Origin of the sequence: Pseudomonas sp. 30_B (assembly GCF_017491605.1) — a bacterium.
In the GTDB taxonomy this organism is placed as follows: Bacteria; Pseudomonadota; Gammaproteobacteria; order Pseudomonadales; family Pseudomonadaceae; genus Pseudomonas.
In genome coordinates, this window is sequence record NZ_JAFGYY010000011.1 from 1 (window position 1) to 19,928 (window position 19,928).

The 19,928-nt window shown below is 66.4% G+C and carries 19 protein-coding genes; 10 read left to right on the forward strand and 9 right to left on the reverse strand.

Annotated features, from left to right (window positions below; genetic code table 11):
- Nucleotides 1-393 precede the first annotated feature (393 nt).
- The 7 genes from J5M67_RS13755 (at nt 394) to J5M67_RS13785 (ending at nt 5,917) form a co-directional block, all read left to right on the forward strand.
- Nucleotides 394-858, forward strand: a complete 465-nt coding sequence (locus J5M67_RS13755; RefSeq protein WP_207885893.1) for a multidrug transporter — start codon at nt 394-396, stop codon at nt 856-858.
- Nucleotides 859-917: 59 nt separating this feature from the next.
- On the forward strand, nt 918-1,748 hold the full coding sequence (locus J5M67_RS13760; RefSeq protein ID WP_207885894.1) for an SDR family oxidoreductase: 831 nt from the start codon (nt 918-920) through the stop codon (nt 1,746-1,748).
- A complete protein-coding gene (locus J5M67_RS13765) occupies nt 1,748-2,134 on the forward strand; it encodes a hypothetical protein (protein ID WP_207885895.1) in 387 nt (128 codons plus the stop codon). Before J5M67_RS13760 ends, J5M67_RS13765 begins: the two co-directional genes overlap by 1 nt.
- An 86-nt stretch (nt 2,135-2,220) precedes the next feature.
- Entirely contained in the window at nt 2,221-2,844 is a 624-nt protein-coding gene (locus J5M67_RS13770; RefSeq protein ID WP_207885896.1) for a tyrosine-protein phosphatase, read from the forward strand.
- A gap of 116 nt (nt 2,845-2,960) precedes the next feature.
- Nucleotides 2,961-3,848, forward strand: a complete 888-nt coding sequence (locus tag J5M67_RS13775; RefSeq protein ID WP_207885897.1) for a TIGR01459 family HAD-type hydrolase — start codon at nt 2,961-2,963, stop codon at nt 3,846-3,848.
- Nucleotides 3,849-3,916: 68 nt separating this feature from the next.
- Nucleotides 3,917-4,126: a hypothetical protein gene (locus tag J5M67_RS13780; RefSeq protein ID WP_207886087.1), complete on the forward strand. Its 210-nt coding sequence runs from the start codon at nt 3,917-3,919 to the stop codon at nt 4,124-4,126.
- 72 nt (nt 4,127-4,198) lie between these two features.
- Nucleotides 4,199-5,917: a SulP family inorganic anion transporter gene (locus J5M67_RS13785; RefSeq protein ID WP_207885898.1), complete on the forward strand. Its 1,719-nt coding sequence runs from the start codon at nt 4,199-4,201 to the stop codon at nt 5,915-5,917.
- 123 nt (nt 5,918-6,040) lie between these two features.
- Here the strand turns inward: J5M67_RS13785 and J5M67_RS13790 are convergent, their stop codons facing one another.
- From J5M67_RS13790 to J5M67_RS13805, 4 genes are read right to left on the reverse strand one after another with little or no spacing between them, the layout of a single operon-like run.
- Nucleotides 6,041-6,946 (reverse strand): HlyD family secretion protein, encoded by a 906-nt coding sequence (locus J5M67_RS13790; protein WP_207885899.1) that lies wholly within the window; start codon nt 6,944-6,946, stop codon nt 6,041-6,043.
- 13 nt (nt 6,947-6,959) lie between these two features.
- Nucleotides 6,960-7,160: a DUF1656 domain-containing protein gene (locus tag J5M67_RS13795; protein WP_207886088.1), complete on the reverse strand. Its 201-nt coding sequence runs from the start codon at nt 7,158-7,160 to the stop codon at nt 6,960-6,962.
- A gap of 1 nt (nt 7,161) precedes the next feature.
- A complete protein-coding gene (locus tag J5M67_RS13800; RefSeq protein ID WP_207885900.1) occupies nt 7,162-9,354 on the reverse strand; it encodes an FUSC family protein in 2,193 nt (730 codons plus the stop codon).
- Between the two features lies 1 nt (nt 9,355).
- Nucleotides 9,356-10,849 carry an efflux transporter outer membrane subunit gene (locus J5M67_RS13805; protein WP_368735931.1) on the reverse strand — a complete coding sequence of 498 codons (1,494 nt, stop codon included), beginning with the start codon at nt 10,847-10,849 and terminating at the stop codon, nt 9,356-9,358.
- Nucleotides 10,850-11,065: 216 nt separating this feature from the next.
- Between J5M67_RS13805 and J5M67_RS13810 the strand changes: the two genes are divergently transcribed.
- Both J5M67_RS13810 and J5M67_RS13815 read left to right on the forward strand, forming a co-directional pair.
- Nucleotides 11,066-12,001 (forward strand): LysR family transcriptional regulator, encoded by a 936-nt coding sequence (locus tag J5M67_RS13810; protein ID WP_207885902.1) that lies wholly within the window; start codon nt 11,066-11,068, stop codon nt 11,999-12,001.
- 301 nt (nt 12,002-12,302) lie between these two features.
- Nucleotides 12,303-13,277, forward strand: coding sequence for a D-glycerate dehydrogenase (locus J5M67_RS13815; RefSeq protein WP_207885903.1), 975 nt, complete (start codon nt 12,303-12,305; stop codon nt 13,275-13,277).
- 271 nt (nt 13,278-13,548) lie between these two features.
- Here J5M67_RS13815 and J5M67_RS13820 read toward each other — a convergent pair whose 3' ends face one another.
- Together J5M67_RS13820 and J5M67_RS13825 are read right to left on the reverse strand one after the other, a co-directional pair.
- A complete protein-coding gene (locus J5M67_RS13820) occupies nt 13,549-14,850 on the reverse strand; it encodes a Wzz/FepE/Etk N-terminal domain-containing protein (RefSeq protein ID WP_207885904.1) in 1,302 nt (433 codons plus the stop codon).
- Between the two features lie 365 nt (nt 14,851-15,215).
- Nucleotides 15,216-16,109: a DMT family transporter gene (locus J5M67_RS13825; protein ID WP_207885905.1), complete on the reverse strand. Its 894-nt coding sequence runs from the start codon at nt 16,107-16,109 to the stop codon at nt 15,216-15,218.
- 136 nt (nt 16,110-16,245) lie between these two features.
- Between J5M67_RS13825 and J5M67_RS13830 the strand changes: the two genes are divergently transcribed.
- Nucleotides 16,246-17,121, forward strand: a complete 876-nt coding sequence (locus J5M67_RS13830; protein ID WP_207885906.1) for a helix-turn-helix domain-containing protein — start codon at nt 16,246-16,248, stop codon at nt 17,119-17,121.
- Nucleotides 17,122-17,714: 593 nt separating this feature from the next.
- Here J5M67_RS13830 and J5M67_RS13835 read toward each other — a convergent pair.
- Genes J5M67_RS13835 through J5M67_RS13845 form a run of 3 tightly spaced genes read right to left on the reverse strand, consistent with a single transcriptional unit; the run spans nt 17,715 to nt 19,872 of the window.
- Nucleotides 17,715-18,038, reverse strand: a complete 324-nt coding sequence (locus J5M67_RS13835; protein WP_207885907.1) for a DUF3325 domain-containing protein — start codon at nt 18,036-18,038, stop codon at nt 17,715-17,717.
- Nucleotides 18,038-19,561 (reverse strand): PepSY domain-containing protein, encoded by a 1,524-nt coding sequence (locus J5M67_RS13840; protein ID WP_207885908.1) that lies wholly within the window; start codon nt 19,559-19,561, stop codon nt 18,038-18,040. The genes J5M67_RS13835 and J5M67_RS13840 overlap by 1 nt, the downstream gene beginning before the upstream one ends.
- A complete protein-coding gene (locus J5M67_RS13845) occupies nt 19,558-19,872 on the reverse strand; it encodes a DUF3649 domain-containing protein (RefSeq protein WP_207885909.1) in 315 nt (104 codons plus the stop codon). Before J5M67_RS13845 ends, J5M67_RS13840 begins: the two co-directional genes overlap by 4 nt.
- Between the last annotated feature and the right edge of the window lie 56 nt (nt 19,873-19,928).

Consider the following 19,928-nt stretch of genomic DNA (forward strand, 5'->3'; position numbering starts at 1 on the left):
ATTCCTCTTTCAGGCTCATGGCATCTCTCGTGTTCCAGGGCATGGTGTGGATTCCCGACAAGGCTGCTCGCCGGAAAGTGTCAACCATGTCCCCGCACACCTGTCAGCTATGTACCCGGTCCGTACAGTCGTTTGGCAAAGTGACTCGCCCGAGGGGGCGAAACAAAATCTCTCAGCACACGCCGAAGCGGCGCAGAAACACCCAGCCCAAAAGCATCGCGGACGGAGTCCGCTCCTACGCAGGCGGGAAGCTCAAGGGCTTCTCCTGCGAGAGAGGACTCATCCGCGATGGACTTCGCGGACAAGGTCCGCTCCTACGAGAGCCGTGCCGCGATCAACCCGCCACACCCCGCCCCCTGCTAAGGTATCCAGCAAATCCCCGCGGAGCGCTCCATGCTGTACGGCATCCTACTGATCGTCACCTGGATCATCCTGCTGATCCGCTACCCCTCCCGCGCCCTGCCCATTTCCGGCGCCGGCCTGGTCGGCCTGGCGGCGGTGATCGCCCTCGCCATCTGGCAGGACAGCAACGACACCCGCCAGCTGCAGCACCTGGAACTGCGCATCGCCTACCAGCCCGACCAGTGCCCGCCCGGCCGCCCACTGGCGGTCAGCCTGAAGAACGGCGCCTCGCGTCCGCTGCTGGAGCTGCGCTGGAAGGTCGCCGCCTACCGCCCCGGCGATACCACGGACCTCGCCGAAAACCTCTACGAAGCCCCGCGCTACCGCGGCCCCGGCGCGCTGCTCGCCGGCGATGCCTGGAGCGACTGCCTGCCGCTGCCGCCGCTGCGCCCCGGCTACCGCGCCAGCACCCTGGAGTTTCGCGCGGAACATGTGAACGGCCGCTTCGGCAACTGATTCACCTGCCCCGCACAATCCGGTACGGTAGTCCCGCCCACAGCCAAGGACCGCCCGCCATGCCCCTCCCCGTCGCCCTCATCACCGGTTGCTCCAGCGGCATCGGCCGCGCCCTCGCCGACGCCTTCCAGAACGCCGGCTACCAGGTCTGGGCCACCGCGCGTCGTGACGAGGACGTCGCCGCCCTCGACCAGGCGGGTTTTCGTGGTGTGCAGCTTGACGTCAATGACGAGTCCGCCGTGGCGCGGCTCGCCGAGCGGGTGCAGCGCGAAGCCGGCGGCCTCGACGTGCTGATCAACAATGCCGGCTACGGCGCCATGGGGCCGCTGCTGGACGGCGGCAGCGAGGCGCTCCGCAAGCAGTTCGAGACCAACGTATTCGCCGTGGTCGGCCTGACCCGCGCGCTGTTTCCGGCCCTGCGCGCGCGGCGCGGACTGGTGGTGAACGTCGGCAGCGTGTCCGGCGTGCTGGTCACGCCCTTCGCTGGCGCCTACTGCGCATCGAAGGCGGCGGTGCATGCGCTGAACGAAGCACTGCGCCTGGAACTCGCGCCCTTTGGCATCGAGGTGCTGGAAGTACAGCCCGGCGCCATTGCCTCCAACTTCGGCGCCAATGCCAGCCGCGAGATGGCGGCGGTGGTCAGCGAAGAGTCGGCCTGGTGGCCACTGCGCGCCTTCATCCAGGCACGCGCCGCCGCATCCCAGGACAAGCCTACTCCGGCCAGCGACTTCGCCCGCGAGCTGCTGGCCACCGTCCAGCGCTCGCCGCGCCCGCGCCTGGTGCGCATCGGCCACGGCAGCCGCGCCCTGCCGTTGATCGCCCGCTGGCTGCCCACCGGGCTGCTGGACAAGGTGCTGAAGAAACGCTTCGGCCTCGACGGGCAACTCTGATGACCTATCGGGTTCGCTACCTCGCGCTCGCCGGTATCCTCGCCGCCTTCTTCCTCAACGTGGTCGCGCGAGGGCTGTTGCGGGTCGGCGGAGTGCCGGCGACCCTGCTGGTGGCGGCGCTGATCGCAGCTGGCATGGCCTTCTGGTTCGCCCGCCGGCACAAGCGCCTGGCCGAGACCGGCGAACGCTGGCGGCTGACCGCGCTCTATGGCGGCGGCCTGGCGGTGCTCTACCTGATCCTGGTGGCCATGGCCGCCTGGAAGAACACGCCCAGCCCGGCGGCACTGCTGATCTTCGCCCTCAGCTACCTGTGCTATCCGCTGTGCGTCTGGTGGTTCTTCCGCCCGGGCGTCATGGCCCGATTCCTGCCAGACGGGGCACGCTGAAGCCGCTTCACGCATTTTTCACACCCCTTTCATGGGGGCACGACGCGCACCGGCCTAAGGTGGCGCGGACCTTCCGAGGAGTCCCCATGTCCTTTCCCCGCATTCTGCGCGGCGCCGCTGGCGTCGTCGCACTGATCGCCAGCCTGACCACCCTCCCCGCCCTCGCCACCGGCGAAACGCAGGCCGACTGGGCCAAGCCGGTGGACAAGTCGTTCAACCTCTACCAGATGTCGCCGACCCTCTACCGCAGCGCCCTGCCCAGCAGCCAGAACCTGCCGGAACTGCAGCAGCTGAAGGTGAAGACCGTGGTCAGCTTCATCAAGGACGACGACAAGACCTGGGTCGGCAACCAGCCGATCGACGTCGTGAGCTTCCCCACCCACGCCGACCGCGTCGACGACGCCGACGTGCTGAAGGTCCTGCGCATCCTCCAGCAGGCCCAGCAGCAAGGCCCGGTGCTGATGCACTGCAAGCACGGGCGTGATCGCACCGGCCTGTTCGCCGCCATGTACCGCACCGTGGTCGAGGGCTGGAGCAAGGAAGACGCGCTCAAGGAAATGACCGATGGCGGCTTCGGCACCGAAGACGACATGAAGGATGCCATCGCCTACGTGCAGAAGGCCGACGTGGACAAACTGCGCCAGGCCCTGGCCAGCGGCGCCTGCAGCACCAGCGCCTTCTCCACCTGCCACCTCAAGGAGTTGCTGTGAGCGCCTTCAGCGAAGCGCGCACACCGCATCCCAGCCGCTGATCCACTTCGGCTCGCGCCAAAAGCCCGCGAGTGCGGTAGGTTAGGAAACTTACCCACCCACTCGCCAGGCCGTCCATGTCCTCCTCCCGCTTCACCGCCGTCACCCATACCCGCTATATCGACCACGCTGGTCTGGATGCCTTCTGCGCCGACTACGACGGTTTCCTGCTCGACCTCTGGGGCGTGCTGATCGACGGCCAGGAAGTCTTCCCCGGCGCGCTCGCCTGGCTCCGCCGACGCGCCACCGAAGGCAAGCCGGTGTGGTTCCTGAGCAATGCCTCGCGCAGCGTCAACGAGATGGCCGATACCCTGGAGCGCCTTGGCGTCCCCCGCGACCTGTACTGCGGCATCACCACATCCGGGCAGTTGGCCATCGACGCCCTCACCCACGAACCCGAACTCCAGCGCGGCGGCATCCACACCGTCGGCGTGATCGATTCCCTGGCGACCTGGCCCGGCGAAATCCGCGAGCGCTTCTGCGACGACCTGAACGCCGCCGCGCTGATCCTCGGCGTCGGCAGCTTCCCCCAGGACGAACTGGAGGCACGCTTCGCCCCGCTGCGCAGCGCCACCGACAAGCCCTTCCTCTGCGCCAACCCGGACCGCGTGGTGGTCTCCGGCGGCAAGACCGTGTTCGGCGCCGGCCGCCTGGCCGAAGCCTTCGCCGAGGAAGGCGGCCAGGTGCACTGGTACGGCAAGCCCGATCCATCGGCCTTCCGCATCGCCCAGCGCCAGCTGGAAGCACGCGGGGCGAAGCACATTCTGTTCGTCGGCGACTCGCTGGTGACCGACGTGCCCGGCGCGCTGGCGGCGCGCATCGACACCCTCTGGCTGGCCGCCACCGGCATCCACCGCCAGGCGCTGGGCGTGCCGTTCAACGGTGCGCTGGACCCGGAACGTACCAACGCGCTGCTCGACGGCTATCCGGTTCGACCGCACTTTGCCGCGCCGGGGCTGGTCTGAAATCAGGACAATCGCCTGAAATCGACTGACCCGTGAATGAACTGATCGACCTGCTGCAATGGCCAGCCATGCTGGTCACCGTCCTCGCCGCCTGGCTGGTGGGCTCCCGCGACCGCCGGCGGCGCAAGGTGGGCTTCTGGGTATTCCTCGCCAGCAATGCGCTGTGGATCGCCTGGGGGCTTCCGGCCGGGGCCTATGCGCTGGTGCTGCTGCAACTGTGCCTGGCGGGCATGAACATGCGCGGAAGCTACAAGAACCGTCAGCGAAGTGACGGCTGACCCGCGGCCGCGAAATCTCCGATAAGCCCTTGGGAAGCCATCACCTGTTCCCCAGGCGATGCGATTGCTCGAATGCCTACCCGCATTCAGGGCACGTCCGCGATGGCCAACCGACTGAAAATCCTCCAAGGCATTCTTCCCCTCACCCGCAAGGGCGCACTGCGCGACGCGCTGGCTGGCGTCTCCCTGGCGGCCATGGATATCCCGCAATTGCTGGGCTATGCCCGGATTGCCGGCATGCCCGCCGTCGCCGGGCTCTACACGGCCCTGTTGCCGCTGCTGGCCTTTGCCTTCTTCGGCGCCTCGCGACACCTGGTGGTCGCGGCCGACTCGGCCACGGCGACCATCTTCTCCAGCCGCTTGTCCGGCATGGCCAGTATCGGCAGCCCGGAATACATCGCCCTGGCCGGCACCGTCGCGCTGCTCACCGCCGCCCTGCTGCTGGTCGCACGCCTGCTGCGTCTGGGCTTTCTCGCCGACTTTCTCTCGCGCACCGCGCTGACCGGCTTCCTCGCGGGCGTCGGCATCCAGGTGGCGCTGGCCATGTGCGGCGACCTGTTTGGCCTGGCGATCAGCGCACCGACCGCGCTGGGCAAGCTGCTGTTCCTGCTCGACCATCTGCTGCAGATCCACCCTCCCACCGCCGCGTTGGCCTTGTCGCTGCTGCTGGTGCTGCTTGCCGCCAAGCGCTGGCTGCCGCACCTGCCGATCCCGATGCTGTTGCTGGCGGGCTGCATCGCCGCCAGCGCGGCCTTCGACTTCGCCGCCCGTGGCATCCAGGTGCTCGGCCCGGTCGCCGGCGGTCTACCCTCGCTGACGCTGCCCAGGCTCGGCTGGAGGGATGTCCTCGACCTGCTGCCGATCGCCGGCGCCTGCTTCGTCATGATCATCGCCCAGAGCTCGGCGGCCAGCCGGGTCTATGCCGACCGCCACTATGAGCACGACGACCAGAACGCCAACATCCTCGGGCTCTCGGCGGCCAACGCGGCAGCGGCTTTCAGCGGCGCCTTCGTGGTCAACGGCAGCCCGACCCAGACCGCCATGGCCGAGCAGTCCGGCTCGCGCAGCCAGGTCGGCCAACTGGGTTTCGCCGTGGTTGTGGCGCTGGTGCTGCTGTTCCTCTGCCAGTGGCTGCAGTACCTGCCGCACTGCGCGCTGGCGGCGGTGGTGTTCGCCATCGCCGTCGGGCTGGTGGACGTGAAGACCCTGCGGGCCATGCGCACGGAAAGCCCCGTGGAGTTCCGCATGGCCCTGATCACGGCGGCCACCGTGCTGATCGTCGGTGTGGAACAGGGCATCCTGCTGGCCATGGCGCTGTCGCTGATCCACCACGTACGCCACAGCTACCGCCCACACACCCTGATGCTGGAACCGGACAGCAGCGGCCGCTGGCAGCCCGTGGCGGTGCAGCCCGGCCGGGAGACGGCGCCGGGGCTGATCGTGTTCCGCTTCGGGGCCGACCTGTTCTATGCCAACGACACCTTCTTCGTCAGCCAGGTGACGCAACTAGTCGCCCAGGCACCGGCGGGGCTACGCTGGTTCGTCGTCGATGCCGGCGCCATCACCAGCCTGGATTACTCGGCGGCACGTACCCTGCTGGAGCTGTACCGCAATCTCTCGCAGCAGGGCGTGCAGCTGGTGTTCGGGCGGGTCAACGGCTACCTGCGCGCGGACATGGTGCGGCATGGCATCGACGGGGTTGTCGATGAACGCTACCTGCTGCCGACACTGCATGAGGCGTTGGCGGTGGCCGGGGTCACGCCGCAGCGTTCAACCAATGGCGGGGAATGACTGGCCAGATTCAGCACTTAGGGCGCATAACCCGGAACGGGTTATCCGCCCTACGCAGGCTGAAGCAACGTCGATACCCCAGGATGAAAACGGGAGCCGAGGCTCCCGTTTTCTTTCATTGGATCACTGCGCCGCCGCAGCCGCCCCGTCGGAGCGCTCCGCGGTGCGCGACTCCGGATTGACGATCACGGTGGCGGTAATCCCCGCCGCCAGCAGCACGCCGTCCGGCACGTCGTCGATGTGAATGCGCACCGGCACGCGCTGGGCCAGGCGTACCCAGTTGAAGGTCGGGTTCACGTCGGCCACCAGCTCGCGGCTTTCCGGGTTGTCGCGGTCGTAGATGGCGCGAGCGATGCTTTCGACGTGGCCCTTCAGGCGCTCGCCGCTCATCAGTTGCAGTTCGGCCGGGTCACCCAGGCGGATGTGCGGCAGCTTGGTTTCTTCGAAGTAGCCGTAGATCCAGTAGGAGTTCTCGTCCACCACGGCCATCTTCGCCTCGCCCACGCGGGCGTAGTCGCCCCGGTGCACGTTGAGGTTGGTCACGTAGCCGTCCACCGAGGCGCGCACCTGGGTGCGTTCCAGGTTCAACCTGGCGGCGTCCAGCGCAGCCAGCGCCTGCTGGTAGTCGGCCTCGGCGGCAGCGGCGGTGTTGCTGGCATCGTCCAGGCTCTCGCGCGATACCACTTCCTCGTCCATGGCGCGGCGGCGCTTGGCGTTGCTCTGGCGCATCTGCAGGGTGGCCTTGCGCGAGGCGACTGCCGCTTCGGCCTGCTTCACCGCGATGCGGTAGTGGTCCGGGTCGATCTGCATCAACAGGTCGCCTTTCTTCACCTGCTGGTTGTCACGCACCGGCACGTCGACCACCACGCCGGAGACATCGGCGGCGACGTTGATGATGTCGGCGCGCACCCGGCCGTCGCGGGTCCAGGGGGTATCCATGTAGTTCACCCAGAGGGCGCGGCCGATCAACGCGGCGACCGCCAGGATGATCAGGGTCGCCAGCAGGCTGATGATGGATTTGAGGGTCATGGATGCACGCTCGTTATTTGTAGATGGTCAAGGACAGCCCGCCAAACAGGCAGGCGAACAGGCACACGCGGAACAGCGCCGGGTGCCAGGTGAAGCGGTACAGGCCGATGGAGGCGAAGACGCGGTCGATGCCCCAGCAGATCACCGCGGCGACGATGAACATCAGGGTCAGGGTCGGCATGTAGACCCCGTGGAACGCGATCTCGCGGGGCAGGTCAGGCAGCATGTAAGGTCTTTCCCGAAGAGGTTTTGCTGTCGCGCAGCGGCGACTGCGGATCGAGCAGGCTGCTGCGGATGAAGTGCAGGTAGCTGAGCACGCGGCGCAGGGGCGAACTCTCGAAGTCCGGGGCGCGCGGCTCGTCGGTGTTCTTCACGCAGTCGATGGCCTGTTCCACGGCAGCCAGGGCGCGCTCGCGGTTGGCTTCGCCGGGTTTGACGAACAGGCGGATCAGCGCACGGCCCATGGCGCGGATCGACTGCCGCCAGGGCGACGTCTGCGCATAGCAGGGCTCGTCCGGCAGGGCTTCCTGTTCGGCGCGCAGTTCGATGACCGCATGGCCGATCTCCAGCACCACGAAGGTCCAGCGCAGCAGGCGGCGCTGCATCTGCGGGCTGCGCGCGGCAGCGCCGTAGGCCTGGTTGAGCAGGTCGCGGGTGCCGCTCTCGAAGGACGACACCAGGCCGTCGAGCTTGCCGCTGATGGCTTCCACCACGCGCAGGCGCAGGTCCTTCTCCAGGCGGCGCCACAGCCAGGCGCTGGTCGGCGGCATGATCACCGCGACCATCACCGCGGCCAGGCTCTGCGACAGCACCAGGGCGATGTATTCGTTGAGCATGCGGCCCGGATCGTAGACTGTCAGGTTCGCCGGGATCGCGCCGAAGCTGAAGAACACCAGCAGGCCCAGGCCGTAGCCGGCGTACTTGGGCTTGATCGAGAGGAACGCGCCGACGGCGAACACCGGCGCCAGGGCATAGGCCAGCAGGGCGAAGCCGTCGAGGTGAGGGAACACGAAGAAGGTTTCGGAGAAGCCGAGGATCGCCGCGAAGAAGGTGCCCACGGCCATCTGCATGGCCAGCTTCGCCGGATCGGGCGCGGCGGAAACCAGCGCGGCGACGGCGGCGGCGTTGAGCACGAAGGTGCTGCCGCTGGGCCAGGCGGTCTCGATCCAGAACAGGCCGAAGGTCAGCACCATCAGCGCGGTACGCCCGCCGGCCACCAGCGAGGCGACCAGGTTGGCCTTGGGCGAGAAGCCGTGCTTCCAGTTCTCCCGCTCGTGCTTGTGCGCGGCCAGGGAGGCGTGGGTCAGGGCATAGTCGTAGAGGTCGTCGGCCAGGCGGTAGAGCAGCTCGCCGGCGGTGTTGTAGTCCAGCAGCGCGGCTGGATCATCCTGCTCGGCGAGCAGTTGCGCGCGACCATTGCGGATGCACTGCATCATCCGCGAGCGGTGGCCTTCCAGCTGCGCGGCCAGGCGTTCGGCATCGCGCTCGGTGACCGACTGGCCGCGCCAGGGCGCGAGCACCTGGGCCAGTTCGTCGAGGCAAGGCTGCAAGGCCCGCAGTACCGCCTCGGCCTCCTGCACACGCAGGCGCTCGAGCAGCTGGTGCAGCGCGTTGTAACGGGTGGTGAGGACCATGAACTCGTTGTTCAGGCGCGACAGGCGGCCGGAACGCAGGCGCATGTGCGGGTCTTCGAAACGGGTGGCGCTGCGCAGCGCTTCCAGGCCCACGGCCTGGGAGGCGAAGGCGACGTTGGCGGCCTCGAACTTCAGCCGCTCGCCGCCACCGAGGTTGTCCAGGACGAACCCGGCGAAGGCGCCGAAGCGCTGGTACAACGCGCTGCGCATGGCGGTGGTGGAGGTCTGCGGGAACAGCGTGGCACTGACCACAGTGGAGCAGACGATGCCCAGGCAGATCTCCAGCACCCGCCAGATCGCCGACATGAACGCGGCCTCGGGGTGCAGGGTGGCGGGCAGGCCGATCAGCGTGGCGGTGTAACCAGCGAGCATGCAGGCATAGGAGCGGAAGTCGCGGTAGCGCGCGGCGCCCACGGTGCACAGGCCGATCCACAGCGCCGAGACGAGCAGGAACAGCACTCGCTCCTGGGCGAAGATGGCGATCAGCGCGACCATCACGGAGAGGCCGATCAGGCTGCCGATGATCCGGTAGAAGCTCTTGGCGAACACCTGGCCGCTCTGCGGCTGCATGACGATGAACACGGTGATGGTCGCCGTGCTCGGCTGCGGCAGCTCCAGGCGCATCGCCAGCCACAGGGTCAGCAGCGAGGCGAGCAGCACCTTGGCGATGTAGATCCAGGTGACGCCGTCAGTGCGCCCCCACTCCAGCAGCGCGCGGCGCAGGGCGTCCAGCGGCGCCAGCGGGCGGGCGGCGGTGTAGTTGTCAGCGGCCATCTCAGCGCTCGCTGACCGCGCGGACATCGACGGTGTCGGGCACCATCTTCGAATCCTTCGGCCCTTCCTGGACCTCCATCAGGCCGCCGCCCAGGGCGACGACGAGGCCGGCATGGGTGGCCAGGCGCGCGGCGCGCACCTGCTGCTCCACTAGCTGCTGCTGGAACAGGCGGGTCTGCGCGTTGAGCACGTTGAGGTAGTCGGTCAGGCCGCCACGGTAAGCCTTGGTGGCGATGTCGTAGGTGCGCTGGGCGGAGGCCACGGACTTCTCGGCGAAGCCCTGCTGCAGCTCCATGGAGTGCATGCGGATTAACTGGTCGGAGATGCCCTTGAGGGCGTTGACCAGGGTCTGGTTGTACTGCGCCACGGCGGCGTCGTAGCCGGCCGATTCCTGGCCCAGCTGCGAACGGCGGCGACCTCCGTCGAAGATCGGCAGCGAAATGGCCGGGCCGACGCCGTAGGTGAACTTCTCGCCGTTGAGGAACTCCAGCACGCCGCCGCCCACCGCGCTGTAGCCGATGCTGGCGACCAGGTCGACGTTGGGATAGAACTCGGCGCGGGCGACGTCCACGCCCTTGGCCTGCGCGGCGACCTTCCAGCGGCTGGCGACCACGTCCGGGCGATGGCCGAGCAGTTCCATCGGCAGCTTGCTGGGCAGGCCCGGTCCTGCGGCGAGCTTCAGGCTCGGACGCTGGATTGAAGCGCCGGCGCCGGGACCCTTGCCGGCCAGGGCGGCGATCTGGTTGCGGGTCAGCTGGATGTCCTCGTCCACCGACTCGATCTTGCGCTCGGTTTCCGGCAGCGGGGTTTCCGCCTGGCTGACTTCGAAGTGGGTACCGATGCCACCGGCCAGGCGACGCTGGGCCAGGGCGAGGATGTCCTGCTGCTGCTTGAGCATGGCCTTGCCGATGTCCAGTTCCGCGTACTGCAGCGACAGCTGGATATAGGCGCGGACGATGTTGCTCTCCAGCTCCAGCTGGGCCATGCGCGCCTCGGCGGCGGTCATCTTGGCGATGTCCAGGTAGCGCTCGGTGTTGCTGCGCTCACGGCCCCAGAGGTCCAGCGAATAGCTGAAGCCCAGGGCGGCGTTGTTGTTGAAGGTGGTGGTGTCGGCCAGCTCGCCCGGGCCGTAGAAGTAGTCGGTCGGCCAGCGGTGGCGGGTAATCGAGGCGTCGGCATTGACCTGCGGCGACTCGGCGGATTCGGCGACGCCGGCCATGGACAGCGCCATGCGTACCCGCGCCTCGGCCTGGGCCAGGGTCGGGCTGCCCTCCAGCGCGGTCTTCACCCAGGCATTCAACTGCGGATCACCATAGGCGCGCCACCATTGTTCGGCCGGCCAGCCGGCTTCCCGGTTGGCGTGCGCGATGGCGGCGTCGGTGGCCAGCTCGGTGTCGCCCAGGCGCTGTTCCTGCGGGGCGATGCCATCGGTGCTGATACATCCGGCGATTGTTGAAAAAATGACAAAGGAGCCGACGAACGTCAGTCCTTTCACGAGGTGACGCGACACAGTGAGGGTCCTGGAAGTGATCTAGCTTTTCAGCGTGGGACCGGCGTCGAGATGCCGGCAGAGCCAATTGCGGCGATTGAATTCTAGGGAGGCGGAAGGAAACGGATAAGACGGCTGATTTGTGATTGTTTATTACCGAAAATGAAACAATGTATGTCTTCATCCGTGTGACAATACGCCGCTCCCACTGACGAGGCCCCCATGGACACATTGCAGACCATGCGAGCGTTCGTCTGCGTCGCGGAAACCGGCAGCTTCACCGCCGCCGCGCAGCAGTTGAACACCACCACCGCCTACGTATCGCGCGCGGTGGCCAACCTCGAATCGCACCTCCAGGCGCGGCTGCTCAACCGCACCACCCGGCGCATCGCCCTGACCGAGGCCGGCCAGCGCTACCTGCTGCGCTGCGAGCAGATCCTCGCCTACGTCGAGGAAGCCGAGGCCGAGGCCAGCGACGCCCATGCCCGCCCCGCCGGCCGCCTGCGCGTGCACTCGATGACCGGCATCGGCCAGCACTACGTGATCCGCGCCATCGCCCACTACCGCCAGTTGCACCCGGAAGTGACCTTCGAGCTGACCATGGCCAACCGCGTGCCGGACCTGCTCGACGAAGGCTTCGACGTGGCCATCGTGGTCGCCTCGGAGCTGCCGGACTCGGGCCTGGTGTCCCAGCGCATCGGCGAGACCTACAGCATCCTCTGCGCCTCGCCCGAGTACCTGGCGCGGCGCGGCGCACCGAAAACGCCCTCGGAGCTGATCGAACACGACTGTCTGCGACTTATCAGTCCAGTACTACCCCTGGACAAGTGGTTGTTCGATGGCCCCAACGGCCAGGAAATGATTACCCTGGGTACTTCGCCCTTCCAGGTGAACGTCGGCGACGCCATGACCGAGGCCATCAGCTCCGGCATGGGTATCGCCGCCCTCCCCGTTTACTCGGCCGTCGACGGCCTACGCAACGGCTCGCTGGTGCGCGTGCTGCCGCATTACAAGCTGCAGCAGCTGAACGTTTACGCGCTGTATCCGTCGCGGCAGTACCTGGATGCGAAGATCAAGACCTGGGTCGCCTACCTGCGGGAAAACCTGCCTGGCGTGCTCCAGGCCGATGGGGCGGGCGTCGCCAGCGTCACGCCCTGATCTGTTTCCCGCGTTTGCGGGCAAGTTCGCTCGATGTAACTCCTTACCCCGGTGTGAGCGAACTTGCCCGCAACTCCTTATTCCCCCGCTCCGAAATCTCCAGAATCCCCTTGTAGGAGCGAGCTTGCTCGCGAACCGCATTGCACCGAGGTCGCCGGGAAATCCTTTCGCGAGCAAGCTCGCTCCTACAAGAGCAACCGAGCCGTTCGATAACCGCCCGACGCGCACGCCAGCCTTGCCCCGCCCCATCCCGGCAATGATAGGGTTAGCCCCTTCATTGATCCCCAGCCGTCCGAGCACCATGAAAAAGAACGTCTTCGTCTTCAGCCGCCTTGCCCCGGAACACCTCGACCGCCTGCGCAGCCAGTTCAACGTCACTGTGCTCGATCCCAAGCTGGGCGATGTAAACGAACAGTTCGCCGCCGCCCTGCCGACCACCCACGGCATGATCGGCGTGGGCCGTCCGCTGGGCGAGAAGCAACTGGCCAACGCCGGCCAGCTGGAAGTGATCTCCAGCGTCTCGGTCGGCTACGACAACTACGACCTGGCCTACCTGAACCAGCGTGGCATCCCGCTGACCAACACCCCCGACGTGCTCACCGAAACCACCGCGGACCTGGGCTTCGCGCTGATCATGGCCACCGCCCGGCGCACCGCCGAGCTGGACGCCTGGACCAAGGCCGGCCAGTGGAAGCGCACCGTGGACACCCCGCAGTTCGGCGTCGACGTTTACGGCAGGAAGCTCGGCATCCTCGGCCTGGGCCGCATCGGCGCGGCCATCGCCCGCCGTGGGCGCTTCGGTTTCAACATGGACGTGCTCTACCACGGTAACAGCCGCAAGCCGGAACTGGAACAGGAACTGGGCGCGCGCTTCTGCGGCTTCGACGAATTGCTGGGCGAGGCGGACTTCGTCTGCGTGGTGGTGCCGCTGTCGGAGCAGACCCGCAAGCTGATCGGCAAGCGCGAACTGGAGCTGATGAAGCCCAGCGCCATCCTGGTGAACATCGCCCGCGGCCAGGTGATCGATGAAGCCGCACTGGTGGAAGCCCTGCAGGAAAAACGCATCCTCGCCGCCGGCCTGGACGTCTATGAGAAGGAACCGCTGGCCGAGTCGCCGCTGTTCGCCCTGCCCAACGCCGTGACCCTGCCGCACATCGGCTCCGCCACCTTCGACACCCGCCGCGCCATGGCCGAGTGCGCGCTGGACAACTTCGAGACCGCGCTGCGCGGCGAGCGGCCGAAGAACCTGGTCAATCCGCAGGTGTGGAAAGACTGACCAGCGGCGGCTTTTCTCAGGATGGAGTGAGGCGATGACCTTCGATGAGAGCGCAGTAGACGCTCGGCAGGGGTGTCGCCTTCGCCCATTCCTGCCTGGCTGACGCGGACACCACGACCGATCAGGCGAACCCGATCAAGCTACGCCACGGCGTCATCTGCAAAACAGCGTCCATGGCATGGGCGCCCATGCCGACTTACCGATTCGTTGCGTTGCCCGCCACATTTCCCGAAACAACCAGGGATATGTAGTGGGCAACGCACGGACATCATCAGGAATAACTCAGAGCCAGACTGCGCTCCTCGCGCACCACCGGCCTTCCTCTTCTCAGCACGGCGACGAGCGCGGCACCCACGCCAAGCGCCGCACCGATGATCAGGCCGAGCGCCATGATCAGCAGCTTGCGAGGCCGCACCGGCGCCGAAGGCGTGGTAGCAGACTGATCGAGCTGCACCAGCTGCAGTTTGGAGAAATCGACTTTCATATGCTCCAGCCTGGCCCTCTGCTCGGTGAGTGCAGCAAGATTCGCAAGGAACAGTTCTTCGTTCGCGCGGTCCCGCAGCACTTCGACCTCGCGGTTATGGGCGAGCAGTGTCAGCTGTTTCTGAATCTCGGAAATACGCGGCTCGGAAAAATCATCGGACTGTCGGGCAATCAAGGCAGATCGCTCAGCCTCCAGGGCTTCCACCCCCATGAAGTAGAGCGGTATCTGCTGATTATTGACCTCGGTCCGGAAGATGCTCCCCTGAGTTTCCCGTTGGCTATCGCCCAAGGCAGAAGGCGTGGTCGGCTTGGTAATATGCAGTCGTTCAGCGATCTGAATCGCCTCATTGAGTTGCTTGATGCGATTCTGCCGCCGAACCAGCAACTGCTGACGAAGCGCTCGGAGCTCGTCCTCAAGCTGAACTTTCTGAAGGCGATCGGCTTCCAGAAGGACCGCGATCTTGGCTTCCTTACCGGCGTCATAGGCCGCCCGCTGCGCCGCGATCTTGCTCTCCACCTGTGCCAGGCGGTTAGCCAGGAGAACGCTGAAATCATCCTGGATTCGCTGGCGCTCCCGCTCCACCGCGGCACCAACCAGTCCGTTGACGATCGCAACGCCGTCGACACCGGCGGGGAAGGCAAAACGTAGCCCTACAAAGGGTGCACTATCCGGCGCCTTCTTCAGGTCCGGGCGCAGCACGGTAAATCCGTCACGGTTCAGTCGCTCGAGCACCTGCTCAAGCGGCTCATCGCCAATCTGCAGCGCAGCGGTCAACTCCGGATTATCACGGAGGAACTGCAGGCGAATGCTGTAGGACTCCAGCGCCACACCCACCTGCTGCAATGCATTGGCAGGACTCAATTCCATCAGTTTCGTGCCATTGAGCTCATCGAGGTGCTTGAGCGCTACGGGCCGAAGCACGCTTTCCACCTGGTATACAGGCGTCGCCAGCATCGCGTACAGCGTGGAACAAGCGAAGATGAAAAGCGTCACTCCCAGGATCAGGAACTTGTACGTCCAGAGGGAGCCACACAGGGCCAGAAGGTCGATTTCAGCATCTCTGCGGGGTGGAGCAACATAGTCATTCATTGCGTAGTGCATCCTTGCATAGCCAGGCATTTCAATATGATTTGCCAGGCCATGGGAACTTTTCCATGGTCAAAGAGTCGTCGAGGGGGGCAATATGATAGCAATATGACGGCCAAGGACAAGTTCATCTGGTCTAGGAAAATCGCTGGATATTTCCGAAAGAAACCCAGACGCAACCGAATGCGACTTATCCAGACTGTCAGACCGGCATAACGTGACCAGAAAATGCGGTTGAACGCTGAGCGCAACGCCTTTCAGAACGGAGCAGCTCGTTCCAGGCATGTATAGCGGTTCGCTGACGAACGAGCTCCGCCGCAGCCGGTGCGTGAGCAGGCCTGAGCGTCCTCCTCGCACCGACCAAGCCCTCACACCCGCGCGGGCTGCAACGCCGGCCTGGGCTTGCGGAACACCAGCACGTTCCCCGCCATCACCAGCCCCAGCCCGGCGAGCGCCGGCAGGCTCCACTGGTAGCCTTCGGCGAAGGCCGAAACATTCAGCGCCACCACCGGGAACAGCACGGTGCAGTAGGCGGCGCGCTCCGGCCCCATGCGCCCGACCAGGGTGAGGTAGGCGGTGAAGCCGATCACCGAACCGGGAATTGCCAGGTACAGCAGCGAGCCGACGTACTGGCTGCTGGTATCGAAGGTCAAGGGCACGCCCTGCACCAGGCAGATCGCCAGCAGGATCAGCGAGCCATAGAGCATGCCCCAGGCGTTGGTCGACAGCGGGCGCAACCCGGCTTTCTGCTGCAGGCTGGACAGCAGGTTGCCCGCCGAAAAGCAGAGGGTGCCGGCGAGGGCCAGGCCCAGTCCGTAGTAGGTCTCGCGGCCGGCACTGTGGCGGGACAGTTCCGGCCAGAACAGCAGCACCAGCCCCGCCAGTCCCAGGGCGCCCCCCGCCAGCACGTTCGGCGCGATGCGCTGGCCGAAGAAGATCCGTGCGTTGAGCGCATTCCACAGGGTGGCGGTGGAGAACACCACGGCGATCAGCCCGCTGGGCACCCACTGGCTGGCGGTGTAGAAGCACAGGAAGTTCACGCAGAACAGGCACAACCCCTGCGCCAGGCAGATCGCCTGACCGCGCCGGCCGAGCGGCTGCAGGCGTCGCGAGAGCAGCAGCAGGGCGAACAGCACCAGCGCCGCCAGGCTGAAGCGGTAGGCGATGGACAGCGGAATGGCGACCACGCCGACCTGCAGCTTGATGGCGATCCAGGTGGTGCCCCAGATGAGTACGGTGAGCAGGTAGAGCGAGAGGTTCATGACGGTCTCCGGGTGGCAGGGAAACAGTCTCCCGCCCTGCCCCGGCGCCGGCTTGCAGATTCTTGCGCTTATTGCGACAACCGGGCTGGCAACGCGCGCCCGCGCGGGTAGAGTTGGACGCAACAGAGGAACGTCCATGACCGCCATCGAAGCACTCGAAGTCTTCCAGTCGATGAACTCGTCGCCCAACGCCCGCCTGGAGCGTTGCGCCGAGTTGGGCGACGGGCTGTCGGCGGCGATCTGGAGCAACAGCCACGACGCCCGCGACTACCACGCGCCCAGCCACCACACGCTGTCGTGCTACCTCAATGACGGCACCGGCACCTTCCGCCGCGGCGCGCCGGGCAGCAAGGGCGCGCCGGACAAGTTGTGCGTGATGCCCGCCGGCTCCGAGTCGGCCTGGATCGTCAACGGCGACATCCGACTGGCCCACCTGTACATCGGCCAGGAACAGTTCGCCCTCGGCTGCATTCGCCTGCTGGACCGCGAGCCGCGCGAGCTGCAACTGCACGAACGGACCTTTCTCGACGATCCGCAGCAGGCCGCGCGTTTCCGCCAGCTGGTCAAGCTGGACTGGCAGGAGCCGGGCGAGCGCATCCGCACCAGCAGCGTGGCCCACGAGCTGATCGACCACCTGTTGCTCAACCAGGTGGGGTTGCGCGAGGGGCTGAAGCTCAAGGGGGGCCTGGCGCCGACGATGCGTCGGCGGGTGGCCGAGTACATCGAGCAGCGCCTGGACCAGCCGTTGTCTCTCGGCGAACTGGCGATGCAGACGGCGCTGTCGGAATACCACTTCGCGCGGATGTTCCGCGAAAGCTTCGGGATGCCGCCGCACCAGTACGTGCTGGCCCGCCGCGTGGCCCTGGCGCAGCACCTGCTGCGCGATACCCGGCAGCCGTTGGCACAGGTGGCGCTGGCGTGCGGGTTCTCCAGTGCCAGTCATTTCGCCAACCGGTTCCGGTCGGTGGTGGGTGGGACGCCGGGGGAGTATCGGGCGGCGTTTGAGGAGTGAGGCGCCAGCCGCATTTCCATGTGCATTACATGCACATGGCAGATGTGCCCGCTCTACGGCGAACGAGCGCCCCGTAGGAGCGGACTCCGTTCGCGATGTTCTTTGTAGGGCGAATAACGCCTCTGGCGTTATCCGCCGTATCGAGGTTAGGTGTTTCTGCGCCGCTTCGGCGTGTACTGAGGGATTTTATTTCGCCCCCTCGGGCGAGTTACTTCTTCCAAACGCCGAAGAAGTAACCAAGAAGGCTTGCCCCTGCATCCGGGTCCCGCTTCGCGGGACTCCCCTCGCTCCATCGAAGTTTCAGGGGCACGCGTCGACGGGCCACCCCTGGCCCAACGACGCTCTCGCGGCATCCATGCCGCTCAACCCCTGAAACTCCGATTCCACTCGGCCTCCTGAAGGGGCGCCCGGAGTGCGCGGATGTTTCTCTGGAAGTCCTCAAGAGCTAAAGCCAGAGCATGGGGGCCGTCCCCGTAGGAGCGGACCTTGTCCGCGAAATCCCTCGCGGATGAATTCATTTTCACAGGGGAACACCTGTGCATTGCGCGTGCGTAGGAGCGGACTCCGTCCGCGATCAGCCGATCAGGCCAGCGTCAGCCTATCACCGCCAAAACCCCGCCAATCACCGGCATCACCGCCGCCGTTGGCAACGTCCAACGCGGCCGCCAGGCCAGCAAGAGTACAAGAGCCGCACCCGCAATCATCAACAGGCACGCCCAATACACGACACCTAGCTCAATCCCCATGCGGTGAATCGCAAAGGCCAACGCCAACGCACCATCCACCAGCGCGACACTCCGCAACAGAAGCACACGGACATCCGACGGCGCACTTCCGAACAGATCCCGGTGATGCCGAGCGAGCGACAGGCAGGCCGCCGCCAATGCCAGCAGGTTGAGACCAAAAACCAGTAACATCAGGCGAACTCCTCGGTACGGCCACGACGCACACGCACGGGCTCGGCGCGTTCCCGGCCCAGGCACCAGGCCAGGAAGGCGCACAGTACGCCCGTCACCAGAAAACCAAGCTCGACACCCGCCATCAACCAGTCACCCTCGGCGATACGGGTTGTCAGTCGGCCGGGCTCGGGCCCGAACAGGCCAAGTACCGGCAGCAACAGTGCCAACGCGGCCAGCGCGCCGCACTGCTCGCGAGCCATGCCCCGCCCGCCGCGACGCCACAGCGCATGGGCCAGCGCCAGCAGCCAGGCCACCACGAACGCCGTCGCCTCCCAGCGCTCACGGCCTATCATCCCGGCCGGCAGCAGTCGCGACGCCGCCAACAGCGCCAGCGAGGCCAACGGCAGGCCGCCGCACACCGCGCCATTGAGTACCCGCACCACTGCTACGCCCCGGTGGCTGCGCGCCTCGCGCTTGCTCACCCAGACCTGCAGCCCACCGAAGACCATGGCGCATCCCACCAGGCCGAGGACGAAATACATCACCCGCAGCAGATGATTGCCGAACTGCGCCATGTGCAGCCCGGTCAGCCAGGCGTAGGTGTGATAGCCGGGGGTATAGGGCGGCTGCACATGCAGCAGCGCGCCGGTGCCGGAGTCGAACGACACCGTGCGCTGGTCGTTCACCATGCTGCGGTCCACCGCCCGGCGCACCTGGACCATCGCCGCGGCGTCATTGGGATGCTCGACGTTGATCCAGCCTACGGCGCTGTCGTCGCCCCAGGCCTCGCGCGCCTTGAGGATCATGCGATCGATGGACTTCGGCGGCTTGGCCGGCTTGCCCAGCTCCTCGCGCTCGAAAGCCCCCTGTACTTCATGCTCGAAGCGCTCCATGTCGTTCTTGTAGGCGGCCTGGATGCCGGCGGTCATATAGAAGGTGATGAAGATCGCCAGCCCCGTGTAGGCCATCAGCAGGTGGAACGGCAGGCCGAGTACGCCCAGCACATTGTGCGCATCGAGCCAGGCACGCTGCCTGGCAGCCTTCGGCCGCAGGGTGAAGAAGTCCTTGAAGATGCGCCGGTGCACTATCACCCCGCTGACCAGCGCCACCAGCATGAACAGGCCGGCCACGCCGACCACGTAAAGCCCGATGATGCCGCCATGCAGTTCGTAGTGCAGCTCGAAGAAGAAGTTGCCGCCGACGGTGCGCGGCAGCACCTCGCCGCTCCGCGCATCGACCAGGAAGGACTGGAACTCGCCCACGCCTTCCGGCTCCCAGCCCGCGGTCCAATAAGGCATGCGCTCGCTCGGCGGCAGCATCCAGTAACCATGGGTCCGGGGCGCGCGTTCGACGATCAGGTCGCGGACCTGGTCGGCGCCCACCTGGATCGACTCCAGCGGCTGCAGTTGCGGCAGCATCCAGCGGGTCAGCTCCTTGTCGAACACCGCGAGGGTGCCGGAGAACAGCACCACGAACAGAACCCAGCTGACCAGCAGGCCACTCCAGGTGTGCAGCCCGGACATGGATTGGCGCAGGCTCATGGGCGCACTCCATAACCGGCGGGAAGAAAAGCCGCCAGCCCGAGCACGAGGCTCAGCGCTGCCGGCACCCAGACGGCACGCCAGGGGCTGCGAGCACCAAAGGCGTAGAGGATCGCCGCGACCCAGACGATGAAGCAGGCCAGGCTGGCCAGGGACACGCGGTCCGGACGCGACATCGGCAGGTAGACACTGAGGAAGGCCGTGGCGCTGTAGGCCAGGGCGTAACCGCCGACCACGGCGCTCAGGATGCGCGCGGTGATGGCGCCGGCCTGGGTACCGCTCCAGCCTTGGGAGCGCGGAGAAGCAGACATGCGGGTGAATCCTGCGAAGCCTCCCGGGCGGTTCCCTGGAGGCGTGATTGAAAAGC

What these genes read in the sequence shown, in the direction of transcription:
- J5M67_RS13755 (WP_207885893.1), top strand. Translation starts at nt 394, where the DNA reads ATGCTGTACGGCATCCTACTGATCGTCACCTGGATCATCCTGCTGATC.
- J5M67_RS13780 (WP_207886087.1), top strand. Translation starts at nt 3,917, where the DNA reads ATGCTGGTCACCGTCCTCGCCGCCTGGCTGGTGGGCTCCCGCGACCGC.
- J5M67_RS13825 (WP_207885905.1), bottom strand. Translation starts at nt 16,109, where the DNA reads ATGAACCTCTCGCTCTACCTGCTCACCGTACTCATCTGGGGCACCACC.
- J5M67_RS13800 (WP_207885900.1), bottom strand. Translation starts at nt 9,354, where the DNA reads ATGGCCGCTGACAACTACACCGCCGCCCGCCCGCTGGCGCCGCTGGAC.
- J5M67_RS13845 (WP_207885909.1), bottom strand. Translation starts at nt 19,872, where the DNA reads ATGTCTGCTTCTCCGCGCTCCCAAGGCTGGAGCGGTACCCAGGCCGGC.
- J5M67_RS13760 (WP_207885894.1), top strand. Translation starts at nt 918, where the DNA reads ATGCCCCTCCCCGTCGCCCTCATCACCGGTTGCTCCAGCGGCATCGGC.
- J5M67_RS13790 (WP_207885899.1), bottom strand. Translation starts at nt 6,946, where the DNA reads ATGACCCTCAAATCCATCATCAGCCTGCTGGCGACCCTGATCATCCTG.
- J5M67_RS13820 (WP_207885904.1), bottom strand. Translation starts at nt 14,850, where the DNA reads ATGAATGACTATGTTGCTCCACCCCGCAGAGATGCTGAAATCGACCTT.
- J5M67_RS13765 (WP_207885895.1), top strand. Translation starts at nt 1,748, where the DNA reads ATGACCTATCGGGTTCGCTACCTCGCGCTCGCCGGTATCCTCGCCGCC.
- J5M67_RS13775 (WP_207885897.1), top strand. Translation starts at nt 2,961, where the DNA reads ATGTCCTCCTCCCGCTTCACCGCCGTCACCCATACCCGCTATATCGAC.
- J5M67_RS13840 (WP_207885908.1), bottom strand. Translation starts at nt 19,561, where the DNA reads ATGAGCCTGCGCCAATCCATGTCCGGGCTGCACACCTGGAGTGGCCTG.
- J5M67_RS13835 (WP_207885907.1), bottom strand. Translation starts at nt 18,038, where the DNA reads ATGTTACTGGTTTTTGGTCTCAACCTGCTGGCATTGGCGGCGGCCTGC.
- J5M67_RS13785 (WP_207885898.1), top strand. Translation starts at nt 4,199, where the DNA reads ATGCCTACCCGCATTCAGGGCACGTCCGCGATGGCCAACCGACTGAAA.
- J5M67_RS13810 (WP_207885902.1), top strand. Translation starts at nt 11,066, where the DNA reads ATGGACACATTGCAGACCATGCGAGCGTTCGTCTGCGTCGCGGAAACC.
- J5M67_RS13830 (WP_207885906.1), top strand. Translation starts at nt 16,246, where the DNA reads ATGACCGCCATCGAAGCACTCGAAGTCTTCCAGTCGATGAACTCGTCG.
- J5M67_RS13815 (WP_207885903.1), top strand. Translation starts at nt 12,303, where the DNA reads ATGAAAAAGAACGTCTTCGTCTTCAGCCGCCTTGCCCCGGAACACCTC.
- J5M67_RS13770 (WP_207885896.1), top strand. Translation starts at nt 2,221, where the DNA reads ATGTCCTTTCCCCGCATTCTGCGCGGCGCCGCTGGCGTCGTCGCACTG.